The organism is Campylobacter sp. CNRCH_2016_0050h (genome assembly GCF_025772605.1).
Classification (GTDB): domain Bacteria; phylum Campylobacterota; class Campylobacteria; order Campylobacterales; family Campylobacteraceae; genus Campylobacter_D; species Campylobacter_D lari_D.
In genome coordinates, this window is the sequence record NZ_JAKMSK010000011.1 from 1 (window position 1) to 19771 (window position 19771).

The window sequence follows — 19771 nt, forward strand, 5'->3', positions numbered from 1 at the left end:
ATGGGTAAAAATTTAAGTAAAGAATTAAATTATAAGAAGATTCCAATTCAATTAACTCTTGGTAAAACAAGGCTAAATCCATATTTGCTTGAAGCTGTCAGTATATTGGCAAAAGGCACTCCTTATGCAAAAATAAAATGGAGCATTGTCGGCGATGGAGTGCTTCCAAAAGAAGATCTAATTCCAAAATATTTTGATAGTAAAGGTGTTGCACTAACTAAGTTTAGAACAATTAATCCTGTTGCTCGTTCGGTAACAGTAAGCGTTGAATATGAAGATGGAAGTGAAAAAGCTAGTGAAACAGCTGTATTTGATGGTCCAATTCGTCCAAGAATAAATGTAAATAATATTCCATTTGATACAGGAACAACTATAGAGCTATATGGACTAATTCCAAACTCTAGTGTAGATGTTCAACCAGATCAGTATCTTGGTTATACTAATTTTGTAAATAAAGGCACGCTTCATACTGATGATAAAGGTTCAGTTTATTTAAATTTTAAACCTATTGGAAAAGTTACTGAACACACCGGTAGAATTTTTAGTCTTAAAGTGAAATATAAAGAATGGGATGGAGCTGATTCTGAAGCAATTGTAGGAAGTATTGAGGTGCAAAAACGCATTCATGCAATATATGATACTTGGAAAGATCCTGCTTCATGCTACACCAGTGCAACTTTAACATTAACCGATGGAATTGCAGGAGAAAAAGTTGATTTTAGTGGAACTAATCTCTTAGTTGGCCTTGGTCAAACTGTGCCAATTATACAAAGATGGGATAAAGAATTTGATAATTCTGGTGAGGCAAAAGTTGTAATATCAACTACATGGTGCACTAAACCATTGACCGATACTCCTACTTTTACAATGAGATTTAATACTTTAGGTGTAAATGTCACAGAAACACGAGCGGTTACTTTTGGTGGTGGAGATCATGAAAGATTTTATTAGTCGGATATATAGGCACATTTTATAATGTTGTGGAAAAAGAAAGAAATATATGCCACTGTATAATTTTGCACAATTTCTATCTCTGTTAGCCCAGCTTTCAGAGGTAGATATTAAAACTCTTATGGAATATAAAGATTTATTGTTAAAAGCGTTATCACCTTTAAACGAAGTAGAAAGATTTAATGCAAAAGAATGTATGCAACTTATTAACACTCTTGAAGAAACTTTTTTAGATAAACTCCAAATAGAAGAAAGCAAAAAGAAAGAAATTTGTAAAAATATTATCAAAATACTAAAAAATCATTGGAAAATGTTTTTTTGAAAATCAAGTTGTAATGCAAAATAAATGGTGGATTTAGCAGGACTCGAACCTGCGACCAACCGGTTATGAGCCGGTTGCTCTAACCAACTGAGCTATAAATCCGCCAGAAGTTAAAATAAAAATGTTATTATATCTTTATTTCCTTAATTTAAATTTAGAATTTTATTTTTACCGCTTTTTCTATTGCTAAATATCTAAAGGTTATTAAATTTTGTAAAATTCCAAAGAAAATCATAAAAGTAGCAAAAGAACTTCCCCCATGACTAAAAAATGGCATAGGTATACCAACAACAGGAGCAAAACCTATGGTCATTGATATATTTACCGCTACATATATGAAAATAAATAAAGCAATGCAATTTGTCACCACTCTTGTAAAATAATCATCTTTGAGCTTATAATTTAAACTCAATAAATGAAAAATGAGTAAGGTGTAAAGTAGTATGATTACAACTGCACCGATAAAACCAAATCTTTCAGACAAATATGCAAAGATAAAATCACTCGTAGAAATAGGTAAAAATTTAAAATGTGTTTGTGTAGCTTCATCTGCTTTTTTTCCGCTCAAACCACCGCTTCCTATAGCGATGATGGATTGTTTTACATGGTAACTTGGCTCTTCAGCTAAGAAGTCATGAATTCTTTGTTTTTGATAAGGCTTTAAAAAATCACTATAAATAATAGGTGAGGCTATGGCTATAGCTAAAAAAATACTAAGCCAAATTTTATAATTTACCCCTATGACAAAAAGCGTTCCAAAGCCTACTATTAAAAGTACCAAAGCTGTTCCCAAATCAGGTTCTCCTGCTATAAGCAAAAACGGAAGCAAAATATAAAAACTTAGCTTTAAAAATTGTTTTAAGCCATAGCCATTAGGCGGTGGAGGATTTTGATAAATCAAATAAGCTAACATTAAAATAAAAGAGGGCTTAAAAATTTCAGAAGGTTGTATGGTAAAATGCGTAAAAGGTATTTCAAGCCATCTTCTAGCTCCAAGTTTTTCAACACCAAAAATATCCACACTTAAAAGTAAAGCTATATTAATCCAATATAACACAGGTATAAGCCACATTAGTCTTCTTAAGGGTAAAAAGAAAAAAAACGCAAATCCTGCAAAACCCACTAAAGTATAGATAAATTGTTTTTCAGCTAAGCGCGTATTTGCCTCATAAATTAAAAGAAAAGATATAGCTATGATAGGTAACACTAAAAGAGGTTGCACAAAGTCAAAATGTGTTAAAATTCTTCTATCAAGTTTTATCAAAGCTACCCTTTTTTATAAAATATTACATAATTATATGCTAAAATTGCAAATTTTATCACAAGGAAATATAATATGCTAAAAATTTCATCACTTTGTGAAGAAAGATTGGATGTTTTTTTATCAGATATACTTAAGCAAAGTCGTTCGCAAGTTGCTAAATTAATCAAAGAAAACTGCATATATATTAATGAAAAAATAGAAAATAAAAGTTCTAAAAAAATAAAACAAAAAGATGAAATAAGTATTTTTTTACCTTTAGTAAAAGAAGCCAAAGAAAGCTACACGCCTGAGTTTGATATAGAAATTTTATATGAAGATGATGATGTTTTAGTTTTAAACAAAGCTCCTAATGTTGTCGTACATGGTGCAAGTAGTGTTAAAGAAGCGACTTTGGTGGATTGGCTTTTGCATAAGGGCTATGCTTTGTCAAATTTAAATGGAGAACATAGAGCAGGGCTTGTGCATAGACTTGATAAGGGCACAAGTGGAGCTATCATCATAGCTAAAAACAATCAAGCACATCAATTTTTAGCAAATCAGCTTTTGGATAAAAGTATGGGCAGATTTTATCTTGCTTTGAGTGAATTACCTTTGAAAAATGATAAAATGAGTAATGAAAAAGCTATTATGCGTTGTCCTAGCAATAGGCTTAAAAAAATTACTACAAATACTAAAAATCCTTTAGCAAAAAATGCAAAAACAGATTTTATAAATTTATTAAGTGCTAAAAATTGCTCTTTGATAGCTGCTAAGTTATACACAGGAAGAACTCATCAAATCAGGGTGCATTTAGCAGATTTTAATCGATATATTTTAGGAGATCAATTATACGGATATAAAGGAAAAATAAAGTATAATAGAGTAATGCTTCATGCGTATTTGATTTATTTTATTCATCCTAGGACTAAAGAGTTGATGTTTGTAAAAGCTCCTATGTTTGATGATTTTTATCAAATTTTAAAAGAAAATTTTACACAAGGAGAGATAGATGAAAAAACTTCATTGGATTATCTTAAGTTCTGCTTTAGCTTTTAGTGCTTGTAGTGTAAGTTCACCACAAATTGCTCAAGTAAATGATACTTTACCAAAAATATCAAGTATTAAAAGTATAAGTGATATTACAAGTATAGCGTTTGAATGGGAACCTTTGTATGATCAAAATATAGCAGGTTATTATATTTATAGAGCAAATGCAGCTGGTGCACCTATGGAGCTTATAGCAAAAATCAAAAATAAATTTCAAACTCACTATACTGATACAAATTTAGCACCAAATACAAGATATTATTATTCTATGAAAACCTTTAATGAACTTGGACAAGTTTCTCAAGATGGTGTAAGCATAGAAGCTTTTACAAATAGAGTGATTGATCCAGTGCCTTTTGTGCAAGCTATTGTAGGGTTGCCAAATCGTGTGAAAATAGTTTGGAGACCACATCCTGATGTAAGAGTAAATTCATACATCATTGAGCGTGCAAATATGAAAGATATGAAATTTAAAGAATTAGCTAGAATCAAAAATCGCTTAAGTGCTGAATATATAGATGATTCGCTAAAACCTGATGAAAGTTTTCAATATAGAATCATAGCTTTAACTTATGATGGTATTAAAAGCACTCCAAGTAAAATAGTAGAATCAACTACCAAAGCCCTTCCTCCTATGGTAAGTAATTTACAAGCAAGTAAAGACGCACCAAGAAAAATCATTTTAACTTGGGATAAAATTGATTATGCTGATTTTGCTTATTATAAAATTTATTCAAGTTCAACTACTTTTTTACCTTTTAGTGTGGTAGCTAAAACTTCTGAAAATACTTATGAAGATGTGGTTAAAGGTGTGGCTGAAAAAAGATATTATAAAGTTAGTATGGTCGATAAAGATGGCCTAGAAAGTCCTATAGCAAGTGAGCCTGTGGAAGGTATTACCCTAGGAGCACCATTAGCGCCAAGTATTGTTTTGTGTGCTGTTGAAGATGATGGTATTAGAGTAGAGTGGATTGATAATGATGATAGAGCTAAAGAATACATAGTTAAAAGAAGTGGTGGTGGAAGTAATGCTGTGTTTAAAGAGATTAAATCTAAACAATTAAAAGATATTACTGCAGCTCCTGGAAAAGTATATAGTTATGAAGTTATTGCAATTGATGCAAATGGCATAGAATCAAAAGCTTCTGATAAATTTACGGCAGTAAAATAATGCCAAATTTTAAGTGTAAAATTTTAAAAGAAATTCAACTTCCTTTTGAAAAAGATGGAGTTGAATTCTTATGGCTTGCTAAAGGTGAAAATGTTGATTTGCTTTTTACGCGTATAAACCAAGAAAAATTTTTTTTACAAATTAAAAAAGATGAAAAAAGTCAAGAATGGCTTATAAAGGGTGAAAAACATACTAAGCCTTCGCAAATTGGGTATTTGCAAAAGGCTTTACTTGTATTTAAAGAAAATTTTACTCAAGATGTAGTTTGTGAAGCTGTGGCGCTAAAACACACAAGGTTAATCCAAAAAACACCTTTAATTGCTAATGATTTAAAAGAAATTTTAGAACAAATAAAAAATAAAAAACAGATTTATATTGAAATAGGTTTTGGAAGCGGTAGACATTTACTTTATCAAGCTAGGCAAAATCCTAATGTACTGATAATTGGTATAGAAATTTACACTCCTGCATTAGAACAAGTAGCTAAACTTGCTTTAAGTGAAAATTTAAACAATGTTTTATTAATAGAAACTGATGCAAGATTATTATTAAGCGTACTTGAATCTAATCTTGTGGATAAAATCTTTTTGCATTTTCCTGTTCCTTGGGATAAAAAGCCTCACCGTAGAGTAGTGGGGTTAAATTTTGCAAATGAATGTGCTAGGGTTTTAAAAGAAGATGGACAATTTGAACTTAGAACGGATAGTTTTTTGTATTTTGATTTTACTTTGGAGACTTTTTTAACTTTCCCACATTTAAAAGCTTTAATCAAAAAAAATGAAAATTTAGAAATTTCAAGTAAATATGAAGATCGTTGGAAAAGACAAAATAAAGATATATATGATTTAATCATTAGTGGTTTTAGCAAGAGTAAAAGCTTGAATAAAAATCAAAAATTTGCTATTGAGGATTTAAAATTAAATACAAAAGAATTAGCTTGTATAAAAAAGAATTTTAAAAATGAAGTTTTTAAAGGCGAAGATTTTTTCTTGCATTTTGAAAAAATGTATATTAAAGATGAAGAACTTGTTATTAAAATAGCTTTTGGTGCTTTTTATAAACCTGAACATGTTTATATAGTATTAAACTTACAAAAGATAGAATTTATCTTTGAGCAACCTTTTAAAACTAAAGAAAATTTAAAAGCTATAGAAAAATTAAGAGAAATATTGTATTCTTATATTAAATAATAATGATTTAAATAATTATCAAACAAATGATAAGGAAAAAGCAGTGATGATAGAAGCCAAAAAGCTTTGTCTTGGTTATGATGAGCTTGTTATAGAAAATGCTAGTTTTTCGCTAAAAGATAATGATTTTGTTTTTATCACAGGAAAAAGTGGTAGCGGAAAATCAACTTTGTTAAAATCTTTTTATGGGGATTTGGAGCCAATAAGTGGAAATTTAAAGGTTTGCAATAATGATTTAGTGGATATTTCTAATGCTGAACTTTTGCAGCTTAGACAAAAAATAGGAATTATTTTTCAAGATTATCGTTTGGTTCAAGAATTTAGTGTAGAAAAAAATGTAATGTTACCTTTGATGATTAAAGGTTATAGTAAAAATGTATGTAAAGAACAAGCCGCAAAGCTTTTAAAGCATGTAAATTTAACTTTCAAAGCTGATAAAAAGCCAGCTCAACTTTCAGGTGGAGAGCAGCAACGCGTGGCTATGGCAAGAGCCCTAGCACATAATCCAAAATTACTCTTATGTGATGAGCCAACGGGAAATTTAGATGAGTATTCTTCAGATATTATATGGACTTTGTTAAAATCAGCTAGAGAAATACTTGGAACTTGCGTGGTAGTTGTTACACATAGAATTCCTACTAATTTAAGACTTGATTATCGTCGTTTTAATATAGAAAATGGGAGAATGAATGAAATCTTTTAAAAATCATCTTTCTTTAATATTTGCTTTAATGGTGATGATGTTTGCTTTTGAGTTTTTGATTATCACAAATAAAACTATTGAATATTATGAAAAACTTTTAAATAAAGATTATAATATCATTTTAGTAGGAAAAACTCACTTAGATAAAAAAAGCATAGAAGAGCAGGTTAGTCATTTTCAGTCTTTAGAAATTTTAAATCCAAATGAAATGATAGATAGACTTAAAAATGATATATCAGCTAAAAACATAGAGGTTTTAAAGGCTACATTGCCAAAATTTTATACTTTGAAGCTTAATAAGCTTTTGTCAGAAGATGAGTTAAACATTTTAAAAGATAAACTTTTAAAAAATCCTAACATTACTAGAGTGGAGACTTTTGCAAAAACGCATACAAAAATTTATAAACTTTTAGTTTTAGTGAAATTTTTATTATGGTTTTTCTTGTTTATTATAATATTGCTTAGTTTTGTATTATTGCTTAAACAAATGAAAATTTGGCTTTTCGAGCATACTCAAAGAGTGGAAATCATGTGCTTGCTTGGCGCCCCATTTTGGTTTAGATCTTTTATGCTTTATAAGATAGTTTTTATTGATTGTTTTATAGCATTTTTATTGCTTGTATTATTTTTTACCCAAGTTTATGATCTTGAATCCATTAAACTAGCTTTACAAAGTGTAGACATTAGCTTACCTAAAATAAGTATTTTCACGCATTTATTTTTGATTTTTTTAGCAATGCTTTGTGTTTGTTTTGCTTGTGTGAATTTTGTGATGTTTAAGGTTAGAAAATGAAAAAATGCTTTTTGCTTTTTTTATTTTCCTTTTCTGTTTTATTTGCAAATGAAATTGCACAAAAACAAAAAGATATTAAAGAAAATGAACGCATAGTAAAGCAATTATCTAAAAAATTAGAAGATTTAGCTAGTGAAATTTTAGATAATGAGAAAAATTTAAAAAAAATTGCTTCAGAAATTAGCACCTTAACTTCAAAAACTTCTAAACTTGAAGGATCTGTGAAAACTCAAATAAAAGCATTAGAGCAGCTTAATACACAAAATAAAGATCTTTTGCAAAATAAAAATAAGATCGAAGGAAAAATAATTGATTTAATTGCTAAAGATTTTGCTTATGATTTAGCAATCCCTAAAAATTATATTGAAAGTGAAGATAGTATTATTGCTTTGGAGTTAGTTGGGGTTTTGGATAAAATTTTCAAAGAAGAATTTTATCAAATTTCAAAAGATTATGAAGATGTGAGCAAAAAAATAGAAGAAAAGCAAAGACAAATTACTACAATTAATAATAATTTAAAAGTTTATAAAGATCAAATTGATGAGCTCAAAAACCTTAGAAAAAAACAAGAGCAAGAAATAGCTAAACAAAAAACTGATAAAGAAATTTATACTAGAAAACTTTCTAATTTGCAAGCCCAACAGCAAGAATTAAGAAAAACACTCAATAAATTAAAAATTATCAAAGAAAAAGAAGAAGAAAAATTAGCACAAAAAAAGGATGATCAAAAGCCAAATTCAAACATAAAACAAGTGGGTTCAAGCTATCAAACAAGCAGTGTTAAGCGATATAATGGTCCTAAGACAATAGCTCCTTTAGAATCTTATACAGTAAAGCAAAAATTTGGAAATTATATAGATCCTATTTATAATATTAAGATCTATAATGAAAATGTAGTTTTAAAAAGTGATAGTGCTAATGCTGCGGTAAGAAATGTCTTAGATGGAAAAGTAGTTTTTGCAAAAGCAACTCCAACTTTAAAGCAAGTTGTGATTGTTGAAAATAAAGATGGTATACATACTATTTATGCACATTTAGATAAAATTGCTCCTGGGGTTAAAGTAGGTAGAAATATCAAGAAAGGTTATATTATAGGTAGGGTTGAAAGTGATTTAACTTTTGAAGTAACCCAAAAGAATTTTCATATCAATCCTTTGGAAATGATTAAATAAATTAGTTTTTTTTAATGCGAATTTTGATATAGTTTTAAATCAAAGGAGAAATTTAATGAACAATAAAAGAAAAAGAGTATTGGTTAAATTTTCTGGAGAAGCTTTGGCTGGAGAAAATGGATTTGGTATAGAAAATTCTATTTTAAAATATATAGCTTCTGAAATAAAAAGTTTGATTCATGAAAATGTTGAAGTAGGTATTGTAATAGGTGGTGGTAATATCATTAGAGGGGTATCTGCTGCAAGAGATGGACTGATAAAAAGAACAAGTGGCGATCATATGGGTATGCTTGCTACTGTAATTAATTCTATAGCTATGCAAGAAGCATTAGAAAGTGCTGGACTTGATGTGAGGGTTCAAAGTGCTATCCAAATGGAAGCATTTTGCGAAACATATATTATGAGAAGAGCACATAGACATTTAGAAAAAGGACGCATAGTTATTTTTGCTTGTGGTACTGGCAATCCTTATTTTACTACAGATACTGCTGCAACTTTAAGAGCGGTTGAAATTCAAGCAGATATGATCATTAAAGCAACTAAGGTAGATGGAATTTATAACAAAGATCCTAAAAAATTTGATGATGCTATTATGCTTAATGAGTTAAGTTATGAAAGAGCTTTACATGATAATATAAAAGTTATGGATGATACGGCAATAGCCCTAGCTAAAGATAATGCTTTACCTATTGTGGTATGTAATATGTTTAAAGAAGGAAATTTATTAAAAATTATCCAAGGCGATATGAGCTTATGCTCTATTGTTAAAAATCAAGATTAAAGGTAAAAAATGAGAGTAGAACAAATAGCTGCAAAGGCATTAAAAAAATTAAAAGATGATAGATATAAATTAGCTCTTGTAGTAGCTAAAAGAGCTGAAGAGCTTGCAAATGGTGCAGAACCTTTAGTAAATTTAGATAAAAATAAATATAAATATACTGATATTGCTTTATATGAAATAGCAGAAGATAAAATCGTATTAGAGGGATTTATTGAAGCTGGTAAATGATGAGTTATTGCTAGATAAACTTGTTGATGATGTAAAAAATTGCAAGGATTTACAAAGAGCAAAAGAAATTCTTTTTATGGTTTTTCCACAATCTGCTGTTTTGGAAAAAGCAGTGGAGTTTTGTATCCAAAAACACGAAGGACAATTTAGAAAGAGTGGAGAACCTTATGCGGTTCATCCTATATTGGTAGCTTCTTTTGTAGCTTTTTTAAGTCCTATACAATCTATGATTATAGCCGCATTATTACATGATGTATTAGAAGATACAAATTGTAATGAAGAAGAGTTAAATGCAAATTTTGGTGAAGAAGTAACAAAATTAGTTCAAGGTTTAACTAAAATAGTTAGTATTAGAGAAGATCATCTTACTCATTCTAATTCCAATGAGAAACTTGCAAAATCTGCTCTGACTTTTAGAAATATGCTTTTAGCGGGTGTTGAAGATGTGAGTGTGCTTGTAATAAAGCTTTGTGATAGATTGCACAATATGCTTACCTTAAATTATTTACGAGAAGATAAGCAAAAAAGAATTAGCGAAGAAACCTTAGTGGTATATGCACCTATAGCTCATAGACTTGGAATTTCAAGTATAAAGAATTTACTTGAGGATTTAAGTTTTAAATTTTTGCTTCCTGATGAATATGCACAAATTGATAATTATATAAATGCAAAAGATCAACAAATTCAACTTGGATTTAATGAATTTATTTCAAAAATAGAAATGTTATTTTTGGAAAATGGGTTTAGACAAGGTAGTTTTGTTATACATAAAAGAATTAAACATAATTATTCTATTTATTTAAAGATGCAAAGAAAAGGTGTGGGGCTTGATGAAGTTTTAGACCTTTTGGGTGTAAGAATTTTGGTTGAAAAAGTTTATGATTGTTATTTGGCTTTGGGAATTTTACATACGCATTTTAATCCTTTGATTTCAAGATTTAAAGACTATATAGCCTTGCCAAAACAAAATGGTTATCAAACCTTACATACAACACTTTTTGATGCAAAAAATATCATAGAGGCTCAAATTCGCACCTTTGATATGCATAAAACTGCTGAATTTGGCGTTGCAGCACATTGGAAATATAAAGAAGGAAATATTGCAACACCAAATTTAGATTGGCTTGAAGATATTTCTATGCATGGTAAAGAAGAAGGAAATAATATACAAGATTGTGATGCTATTGAGCTTTATGAATATGCAAAGGATAGTTTATATATTGAGGATATAGCAGTATATTCTCCTAAAGGTGAAATTTTTACCTTACCGCGTGGAGCTACGGCTTTGGATTTTGCATATGAGGTTCATACTAAAGTAGGACTTCATGCAAAAACCGCCTTTGTAAATCGTATGAGAGTTCCGCTTTTAACTGTGCTTAAAAATGGAGATATAGTTAGTATTGAAACTTCAGAGGAAGAATTTTTTAGATGCTCTTGGATAGATAGTGTTAAAACAGGAAAAGCTAGAGCTAGTATAAGAGATTTTTGTAAGCAAAAGAAAAAAGAATTAAACAATAAAATTGCCATTAATCTTTTATCTACGGCATTTAATAAAGATTCTAAACTTATAGAAGAATGGCTTGAAAAAGAAAAATTTAATAAAAAGCTCAGACAAATTGCTTTAGATTTTAATTATTTTAAAGAGGTAATTATAGCTCTTAGAAAATATGTAGGACAAAATCAAGCAGCTAAATTTGAACAAAATGAACAAAAATTTGAAAGCATAGTGATTGGTTCTAATTATAAAATAACTACGATTAATTTTGATTATTGTTGTAGACCTAAAAGAGGAGATGAAATCATCGCTTTTAGACATTCAACTAGTGCTACAATACACCATAAACTTTGCGAACAAGCAATGAAGATGATAGAAGATAACAAAGAAATGGTTTTTGTTTCTTGGAATGATAGCTCGATAAAAAGTTACAAAATCATTGTTTCTATAGAAAATAAAAAAGGCTCTTTAGCGGATTTTCTAACTACTTTGGCTAAAATGCAGATTAATGTTTTAAGTATTAATTCAGCCGATTCAGAGCCTGTGGTGGCAAATTATTTTGAAGTGCAAGTTGAATTACCTAATAATATAGATGTTGAAAATGCAAAAGAAAGATTAAAAGCTAGGTATAAGATTTTAGATTTTACATCTTTAAATGATGCATATAATAATCACTAAAAAAGGTTTTATAATGAATATTGAAGAAATTATTAAAGAAATTAAAAGAGGAATAGCAGAAATTATTGATGAGGAAAGATTGATTTCTTTGGTAAAAAATTATTATGAAAAAGGCGAAAACTTTTTTGTAAAAGCTGGTTTTGATCCTACGGCCGCTGATTTGCATTTGGGTCATACTGTAGTTTTAAGCAAGATGGCTTTACTTCAAAAGCATGGAGCTATAGTGCAATTTTTAATAGGTGATTTTACTGCTCAAATAGGCGATCCAACAGGAAAAAGTGTCACAAGAAAAAAACTTGATAAAGAAGAAGTGCTTAAAAATGCTAAAACTTATGAAGAGCAAGTTTTTAAGATTTTAGATCCAAGTAAAACTCAAATTCATTTTAATTCTAAATGGCTAAATGAGCTTGGTGCTGCTGGTATAGTAGAACTTACTTCGACTTTTAGTGTTGCTAGAATGCTTGAAAGAGATGATTTTACTAAGCGTTTTAAAGAGCAAAGTCCTATATCAATTTGTGAGTTTTTATATCCACTTTTACAAGGTTATGATAGCGTTGCATTAAAAAGTGATATAGAAATGGGTGGAACGGATCAAAAATTTAATCTTTTAATGGGTAGACAGCTTCAAAGAGTATATAATTGCCAAAAAGAGCAAGCGGTGATGATGATGCCATTGCTTGAAGGTCTTGATGGTGTAAATAAAATGAGTAAAAGCTTAGGAAATTATATCGGTGTAACAGAAAATGCTAAAGATATGTATGCTAAGGTTTTGAGTATAAGTGATGAGTTGATGTTTAGATATTATGAGCTTTTAAGTGAAAAAAGCTTAAATGAAATTTCACAAATGAAAGATGATATTAAAAAAGGCTCATTACATCCTAAAAAAGCTAAGGAAAATTTAGCTTTAGAAATAACAGCTCGTTTTCACTCAAATGAATGTGCTTTAAAAGCTAAGGAAGAATTTGACAAAGTTCATAGTGCAAAAGAGCTTCCTAGTGATATGCCAAGTTTTACTTTAGAAGGTAGTATTTGGCTTGCAAAAGCTATAGTGGAATGTAAAATGGAAAGCTCTACTTCAGCTGCTAGAAGATTGATTAGTTCTAATGCAGTAAGTATTAATGGAGAAAAAGTTCAAAATGAACAATACCAACTAGAAAGTGGAGAATATATTATACAAGTTGGAAAAAGAAAATTTGCAAAATTAAAGGTAATATAATGAGTTTTAAAGCTTTAAAAATTGGAAAGCATGAGATAAAATATCCTATTTTTCAAGGTGGAATGGGGCTTGGTATAAGTTGGGATAAGCTTGCTTCTGCAGTTTCTTTAAATGGTGGTTTAGGGATTATTTCTTCAGTGGGAACTGGGTATTATGAAAATAGAACACATATAGATAAAGAACTTAATGCAAAACCTTATGGTAGTGATAATTTTTACTCAAAAGCAGGCTTAAAAGCTTTGATAGATAATGCTAGAAAGGTTTGCAAAGACGCACCTTTGGGCTGTAATATTTTATATGCAAGTAATAATTATGCGCAAATTGCTCGTAATGCTTGTGAGGTTGGTTTTAATGTGATAGTTTCAGGAGCAGGACTTCCTACAAATTTACCTGAATTTACACAAGATTATCCTGATGTTGCTTTGGTACCTATTGTATCATCAGCTAAGGCTTTAAAAATTATTTGTAAAAGATGGCAAGGTAGATACAATCGCTTACCTGATGCAGTTATAGTTGAAGGACCAAAAAGCGGCGGACATCAGGGTTTTACTTATGAGCAATGTTTAATGGATGAATATCAATTAGAAAATGTGGTGCCACAAGTTGCGCAAGAAATTAAAAATTGGGGCGACATACCACTGATTGCTGCAGGTGGAATTTGGGATAAGCAAGATATAGAAAAGATGATGTCTTTAGGAGCAAGTGGCGTTCAAATGGGAACTCGTTTTATAGGAACTTTTGAATGTGATGCGAGTGATGATTTTAAACAAGTATTACTTGATTGTAAAAAAGAAGATATTGAGCTTTTAAAATCCCCGGTTGGTTATCCTGCAAGAGGAGTAAGAACCAATCTTTTAAATTTAGTAGATAAAAGAATGGGGCCAAAAATTTCTTGTGTGAGCAACTGCGTTGCACCATGTGGTAGAGGTAAGGAAGCTACTAAAGTAGGTTATTGTATAGCGGATAGATTATACGATGCTTGGAGTGGCAAAAAAGAAACAGGTTTATTTTTTACAGGAGCTAATGGGTATAGATTAGATAAACTTATTAGTGTAGAAGAACTAATGAAAAAATTAGTTTATGGTGAAGATGCTTAGAATATTTTTTATTTTTTTATTATTTTATATTGGTGTTTTTGCTAATGTAGAGGTTAAAAAATTTGATCAAAACTTTTTAACCTCTAATGCAGAAGAAAAATTGCAATTACATCAACAACTAAAATCTTTATATATACAAAGCGTAATTAATGATAATAATGAAGAAAAAAATGAGATTTTAAAAAGATTAATCATTAGTTCAAATTTTTTAGGTTTTGATGATAAGGCTTATGTGCAAGAGCTTAAAGAAAGCGGAGTAAGTGAAGAAGAAATTTCGCGTTTAAAAAATGCTTTAAAAGTTATACAAGATCAAAAAATAAAAAAAGAGCTAGTAAAAAACGAAACTAATACTACGGCTTTTACTAATAAAAAAGAAGATAAAAAAGAAGATAAAAAAGAAGATAAAAAAGAAGATAAAAAAGAAGATAAAAAAGAAGATAAAAAAGAAGATAAAAAAGAAGATAAAAAAGAAGATAAAAAAGAAGATAAAAAAACTTCGGCACAAAAAGAGCTTTTTATTCTTGATGTTAAAAAATTAGATAATGGTGTTTTGCTTGATTTGAGTGAAAAAATTAGCCAAAAAGATATAAAAAATTTTACTTTAAAAGGTGATAATTTTCGTTATGTTGCAGATTTTGATGGAATTTTAAAAGGGCCAAAGAGAAATTTTGAATTTAAAGATTTTGATATTATTGTATCACAATTTAATCCAACTAGCATGCGTTTAGTTTTGAGTTCTAAAAAAGAGTTAAAAGTAAAAATAGAGCTTAAAGATCAAAGTCTTTTTATGGGACTTGAAAAAATAGAAAAAAAAGAAGAACCTAAACCTATAGTTAAAAAACAAAGCGAGATTAAAAAAACAGAAGTTAAAAAAGAAGTTGTTAGAAATGAACCTTTATATATTTTAAAATCAAGTAAAGATAAAAGTGGTGTTAATTTAAAATTAAACAATGATATTGATATTGAAGATATTAAAATTAACTCTTTTAAAGATGGTAAAATGTATCGCTCTATTGTGAGTTTTGAAGCTATTCTAGAAGGTGATAGAAAAAAAATTGATATTAATAAAAATCAATCTATCACAATAGTGCAGTTTAATAAAACTACAGTAAGAATTGTTTTAAATTCTACTAGTGATTTTAAGACTAGTCTTGATTTGGATGATGATGAGCTATTTGTAGGATTTGAGAAAAAGATTAAAAAAACACCAGTAAAAAATACTTCAAAAGCAGCAAAAGCTACTATCAAAAAATCAGGCAAAATTATAGTAATTGACCCAGGTCATGGAGGTAAGGATCCAGGAACTTTAGGAGATAAGGGTGTTAGAGAAAAGGATGTAGTTTTAAGTGTGGCTTTAAAACTTGGAAATGAGCTAAAAAAAAGAGGATATAAAATTTATTACACAAGAAGTACTGATAAATTTATAAACCTTAGAGATAGAACTTCCATGGCTAATGAGAAAATGGCAGATTTGTTTATTTCTATCCATGCAAATGCAGCACCAAATAAACAAAGAGCTAAGACTTTGCAAGGAATTGAAACTTTCTTTTTATCTCCTGCAAGAAGCGAAAGAAGTAAAAAAGCTGCTGAAGCAGAAAATCAATCAGATTTTGAAGAAATGAATTATTTTTCCAAGCAAACATTTTTAAATTTTTTAAATCGTGAAAAAATAGTTGCTTCAAATAAATTAGCTATCGATGTGCAGAAAAAAATTTTGAGCAATGTAAGAAAAAAATATAAAGTTGTTGATGGTGGGGTTAGAGAGGCTCCGTTTTGGGTTTTAGTAGGAGCACAAATGCCAGCGATTTTGATTGAAACAGGTTATATTAGCCATCCTAGTGAAAGAAATAGATTGACAAATAAAAATTTCCAAGAATTATTAGCCATTGGTATTGCCAATGGAATTGAAAGTTATTTTTATAAGAATCAATGAAAAAAGCAAATATTATTATAAAAAATAATGCGCCTTTTTCTTTGGATTTTGATGATTATTATTTTAATTCTAGTGATGGTTTAAGTGAAAGCAAATTTATATATACAAATGCTTTTGACTTTGAAAACAAACAAACTATTGTAGCAGAACTTGGTTTTGGTATAGGCTTAAATTTCTTTCTTACATTAAAGCGTTTTTTAAAAGAAAAAAAACACAATCAAAGACTTTTTTATCTTAGCTTTGAAAATTTTTATATAGAAAAAGATAAATTAAGAGAAATTTATAAAAAACTTGGTTTTTATGAGGAATTTAAAGAAGTTTTAGAGCAATTTTTAAATTTTTATCCTCCATGTAAGGATGGAGTTTATAGGTTTTATTTTCAAGATTGTTTTTTAGATTTGGTGTTTGGTGATGCTAAAGAAAATCTACAAAATTTAGACTTTAAGGCAAATATTTGGTATTTAGATGGTTTTTCACCTTCTAAAAATCAAGATATGTTTGATGATAATATTATAAACGATGTTGCTAAAAACTCAAAAATAAATGCTAAGGTTTTAACTTTTTCTTCTGCTAGTGTTTTAAAAAAGGCTTTAATTAACAACAATTTTCAAGTGCAAAAGATAAAAGGTTTTAGAAAAAGAGAAATGATACAAGCCATTTTTAATGGTTTAGAATTTGAAGATAAATTTGCATATTTTAATACCCCATCTTTAAAAAAAGAGATTCAAAAAATAGCTATTATCGGAGCAGGTATAGCCGGAGCAAGCATGGCTTATGAGCTTTCTTTAAGAAATGTTCAAGTAGATGTTTTTGAAAAAGAAAATTCATTAGGAAAAGGCGCTTCTGGAAATATCAATGGAATTTTAAGCTCTTTGATTTTAAAACCCGATGTTTTATTGGGTGAGTTTTCACAATATGCTTTTTTAGAAGCAAGTAGATTTTATAGACAAATTTTAAATTTAACTCCACAAGGGGTTTATGAGTTTGCTCATAATGAGCTTATGCAAGAGCGTTTTGATAGTCAAAAAGATAATGTTTTATTTGAAATTATTAACAATCAAGCCTTTTTAAAAGATGGATTTTGTATAAAACCTCAAGAGCTTGTGAAGACACTTTTGCAAAAAAGCAAGGCTAGGGTATTTTTTGAGTATGAATTTAAAGATTATTCTTATAAAAATGAAAAGTTTTTTTTAAATTTTAATAATCAAAAAATTTTAAAAGATTATGATGTGTTAATCTATGCTCAAGGTGCTGATGCTAAGAAATTTTTAGAGTATAAATATATGAAATTAAGTAGTGTAAGAGGTCAATGTACTCATTTAAAACCATTTTTAAAAAACCCGCATGCCTTATCTTCTAAAGGATATATTTGTCCTATTAATGTGGAGCTTAATTTACAACTTATTGGCGCAAGTTATGATAGGCTTAATCAAGATGCAACGCTTTTAAAAAATGATGATTTGCAAAATATTGAAAATGTAAAAGAGTTTTTGCACGATGAAAATTTAGAGATAATGGGCGGTAAAGTAGGATTTAGATCATATTCTAGTGATAGATTTGCCATAGCAGGTCAAGCCTATGATGAAAATTTTTATATGCAAAATTATAAAGCACTTTTATGGCATAAAAATAAAAATCAAGTCATACCAAATGATTTTATTCCTTTGTATTTTTCTATTGCTCATGGATCTAGAGCTTTTGCTAGTGCTATTGTTTGTGCTAGAGTGATGAGCTCATTGATTTTTGATGAGCCAAGAATAAAAAAAGAATTTTTACATGCCTTACATCCTGCAAGATTTTTAATTAGAAAGCTTAAAAAAGGACTTATTTAATCCTTGATTTATTAATTTTATATATTGGTATATTAAAATTAATATTTTAAGGAGGGTATATGAAAAGAAAAATTTTGCCAAATAATAATCAAAAATTTTTCAATGACGGACAAATGATTATTTCCAAAACAGATACTACAGGAAAAATCATATATTGCAATAGAATCTTTATTTCTCTTTCGGGCTATAGTGAGGAAGAATTATTGGGAAAACCTCATAACATAGTGCGTCATCCGGATATGCCAAAAGTTGTTTTTGAATTACTTTGGGAAAGACTTAAGAGTAAAAAAGAGATTATAGCTTATGTTAAGAATCTATCAAAAGATGGATCATTTTATTGGGTTTTGGCTTTTGTCAGTCCTTCGTTTGATTCCAAAGGAGAAGTTGTTGGGTATTATTCTATGCGTTTAAAACCCAAAAAAGAAGCAGTTGAAAAAATAGAAAAATTATACAAAGAGCTTTTGATTGAAGAGCAAAAAGGTGGAAAAGGTGCATCAAGGAAGAAACTTGATGATTATTTAAATACAAAAGGGATGAGTTATGAAGAATTGGTTTTATCAATATAATATCAATCAATCTGTAAATTATTTTGCTTTATTTTTATTTTGTTTGATGGCAATCTTGGAAATAGTAGAAAATAATATTTTTGGTTTTATTTTTTGTGTGATTGGAACTTTAGTGGTGTTATTTGGACTTGCTAGTGCTTATTATAGAAATAAAGAAGTTTTAAGGATTACTCAAGTTTTAAATGAGCTTACAAAAGGAAATTTGGAAGCAAGAATTACTCATATAGCTGTTCCAAAATCTGGAGTAGGAAAATTAAGTTGGGTTGTGAATGATTTAGCTGATCAAATGGAGGCTTTTAATAGAGAAATTCTTAATGCTATTTTAGCTGTAAAAGAACAAAGATTTTATAGAAAAGCAAGATTAGAAGGCTTAATGGGTACTTTTGCATATAATGCTAAAATTATTAATGAAGCTACTTTAGAAATAGAAAAAACTCAAAATTTATCCATAAGAAGTATTGTCGTTGAAAATGTTTCTAAGGATATGTCAGATTCTTTGCAAAAAGAATTAGCTTTGATTAATGTGAAATTAAATGATAATGCAAGCACCATGCATGATATATATGAGCAAGCAAATGATATTTCTACTCATTCTTCAAAAAGTGCCAAAAATGCAGAATTAATTTCAGTCGATTTGCAAAATTTAGGCGAAAATATCACTCAAATTCATACTTTAATGGATACTTTTTCACAGCAAATTAATAATGTTTCTTCTTTTATATCTATTATAGAAGATATTACAGAGCAAACCAATCTTTTAGCATTAAATGCAGCTATTGAGGCAGCTCGTGCAGGAGAGCATGGTAGAGGTTTTGCGGTAGTTGCAGATGAGGTAAGACATTTAGCTGAAAAAACTCAAGAGGCCGCCAAAGAAATTTCTGTGATGATTAAAGTATCAATAGAGCAAATGAGTAATATTAAAAATATAACTAATGAAGCTTATAAAGTTGCTAAAAAATCTAACTCAAGTTTAGAAGAATTTCAAGAGGTGTTTACCGGTGTTGATGAAAAAGCTAAAATTTTATTAGATGAGATTTCTAAGACAAGTGTTGATACTAATAAAATATTGCTTTATTTAGAGTGTTGCTTAAAAACATATCTAGCTTGCTCTTGTGTGATTAATTCCAAAATAGAAGATATAGAAGATAAAAATTTAGCCAAATTTGATTCTACAAGTAATATTTATGTTTTAAATCAAAATTTAAATTCTTATATAGAAAAATTATTTGATTATATAAGAAACAATCAAATAGTCAAAGAGGAAAGAAAAATTTATGCACATATTAAGCAAATTCAAGATATAAATGAAAAAATGATAAGCGAAATAGAGCATAAAAAACATATTTAATAAGA

The 19771-nt window shown here is 28.9% G+C and carries 18 protein-coding genes and 1 tRNA gene; 17 read left to right on the forward strand and 2 right to left on the reverse strand.

Going from position 1 to position 19771, the window contains the following annotated elements; genetic code table 11:
* Together L8X28_RS06330 and L8X28_RS06335 are read left to right on the forward strand one after the other, a co-directional pair.
* Positions 1–951 (forward strand): hypothetical protein (locus L8X28_RS06330; RefSeq protein WP_263665841.1); only part of this gene is annotated, 951 nt, incomplete at its 5' end.
* A 49-nt stretch (positions 952–1000) separates the two neighbouring features.
* Positions 1001–1273: a hypothetical protein gene (locus L8X28_RS06335; protein WP_133319257.1), complete on the forward strand. Its 273-nt coding sequence runs from the start codon at positions 1001–1003 to the stop codon at positions 1271–1273.
* 25 nt (positions 1274–1298) lie between these two features.
* Here the strand turns inward: L8X28_RS06335 and L8X28_RS06340 are convergent.
* Positions 1299–1375, reverse strand: a tRNA-Ile gene (locus L8X28_RS06340).
* 52 nt (positions 1376–1427) lie between these two features.
* Positions 1428–2537, reverse strand: coding sequence for an FtsW/RodA/SpoVE family cell cycle protein (locus L8X28_RS06345; RefSeq protein WP_263665842.1), 1110 nt, complete (start codon positions 2535–2537; stop codon positions 1428–1430).
* A 72-nt stretch (positions 2538–2609) separates the two neighbouring features.
* Between L8X28_RS06345 and L8X28_RS06350 the strand changes: the two genes are divergently transcribed.
* The 15 genes from L8X28_RS06350 to L8X28_RS08450 all read left to right on the forward strand — a co-directional run bounded on the left by L8X28_RS06350 (position 2610) and on the right by L8X28_RS08450 (position 19766).
* Positions 2610–3572, forward strand: a complete 963-nt coding sequence (locus tag L8X28_RS06350; protein WP_263660618.1) for an RluA family pseudouridine synthase — start codon at positions 2610–2612, stop codon at positions 3570–3572.
* A complete protein-coding gene (locus L8X28_RS06355) occupies positions 3526–4734 on the forward strand; it encodes a ferrous iron transporter A (RefSeq protein ID WP_220566341.1) in 1209 nt (402 codons plus the stop codon). Before L8X28_RS06350 ends, L8X28_RS06355 begins: the two co-directional genes overlap by 47 nt.
* The gene (gene trmB / locus L8X28_RS06360) at positions 4734–5924 is read left to right on the forward strand and encodes a tRNA (guanosine(46)-N7)-methyltransferase TrmB (RefSeq protein WP_263665843.1); all 1191 of its coding nucleotides are present in this window, start codon (positions 4734–4736) and stop codon (positions 5922–5924) included. Before L8X28_RS06355 ends, trmB begins: the two co-directional genes overlap by 1 nt.
* 46 nt (positions 5925–5970) lie before the next feature.
* The gene (locus L8X28_RS06365) at positions 5971–6627 is read left to right on the forward strand and encodes a cell division ATP-binding protein FtsE (protein WP_039625813.1); all 657 of its coding nucleotides are present in this window, start codon (positions 5971–5973) and stop codon (positions 6625–6627) included.
* Complete coding sequence (locus L8X28_RS06370) at positions 6614–7420, forward strand: ABC transporter permease (protein ID WP_263659928.1); 807 nt, start codon at positions 6614–6616, stop codon at positions 7418–7420. Before L8X28_RS06365 ends, L8X28_RS06370 begins: the two co-directional genes overlap by 14 nt.
* A complete protein-coding gene (locus L8X28_RS06375; protein ID WP_263665844.1) occupies positions 7417–8592 on the forward strand; it encodes a murein hydrolase activator EnvC family protein in 1176 nt (391 codons plus the stop codon). The genes L8X28_RS06370 and L8X28_RS06375 overlap by 4 nt, the downstream gene beginning before the upstream one ends.
* 55 nt (positions 8593–8647) lie before the next feature.
* Positions 8648–9373 carry a UMP kinase gene (gene pyrH, locus L8X28_RS06380; protein ID WP_133319251.1) on the forward strand — a complete coding sequence of 242 codons (726 nt, stop codon included), beginning with the start codon at positions 8648–8650 and terminating at the stop codon, positions 9371–9373.
* Between the two features lie 9 nt (positions 9374–9382).
* Positions 9383–9601, forward strand: a complete 219-nt coding sequence (locus L8X28_RS06385) for a DNA-directed RNA polymerase subunit omega (RefSeq protein WP_133319250.1) — start codon at positions 9383–9385, stop codon at positions 9599–9601.
* Positions 9585–11774 carry a RelA/SpoT family protein gene (locus L8X28_RS06390; protein ID WP_133319249.1) on the forward strand — a complete coding sequence of 730 codons (2190 nt, stop codon included), beginning with the start codon at positions 9585–9587 and terminating at the stop codon, positions 11772–11774. The genes L8X28_RS06385 and L8X28_RS06390 overlap by 17 nt, the downstream gene beginning before the upstream one ends.
* Before the next feature lie 13 nt (positions 11775–11787).
* Entirely contained in the window at positions 11788–12990 is a 1203-nt protein-coding gene (gene tyrS / locus L8X28_RS06395) for a tyrosine--tRNA ligase (RefSeq protein ID WP_220566337.1), read from the forward strand.
* Entirely contained in the window at positions 12990–14087 is a 1098-nt protein-coding gene (locus tag L8X28_RS06400; protein ID WP_263665845.1) for a nitronate monooxygenase, read from the forward strand. The genes tyrS and L8X28_RS06400 overlap by 1 nt, the downstream gene beginning before the upstream one ends.
* Positions 14080–16020 carry an N-acetylmuramoyl-L-alanine amidase family protein gene (locus L8X28_RS06405; RefSeq protein WP_263665846.1) on the forward strand — a complete coding sequence of 647 codons (1941 nt, stop codon included), beginning with the start codon at positions 14080–14082 and terminating at the stop codon, positions 16018–16020. Before L8X28_RS06400 ends, L8X28_RS06405 begins: the two co-directional genes overlap by 8 nt.
* On the forward strand, positions 16017–17852 hold the full coding sequence (gene mnmC / locus L8X28_RS06410; protein WP_263665847.1) for a bifunctional tRNA (5-methylaminomethyl-2-thiouridine)(34)-methyltransferase MnmD/FAD-dependent 5-carboxymethylaminomethyl-2-thiouridine(34) oxidoreductase MnmC: 1836 nt from the start codon (positions 16017–16019) through the stop codon (positions 17850–17852). Before L8X28_RS06405 ends, mnmC begins: the two co-directional genes overlap by 4 nt.
* A 59-nt stretch (positions 17853–17911) precedes the next feature.
* Complete coding sequence (locus L8X28_RS06415; protein ID WP_220566630.1) at positions 17912–18418, forward strand: PAS domain-containing protein; 507 nt, start codon at positions 17912–17914, stop codon at positions 18416–18418.
* Positions 18419–18968: 550 nt separating this feature from the next.
* Positions 18969–19766: a methyl-accepting chemotaxis protein gene (locus L8X28_RS08450; RefSeq protein ID WP_263662238.1), complete on the forward strand. Its 798-nt coding sequence runs from the start codon at positions 18969–18971 to the stop codon at positions 19764–19766.
* Positions 19767–19771 lie beyond the last annotated feature (5 nt).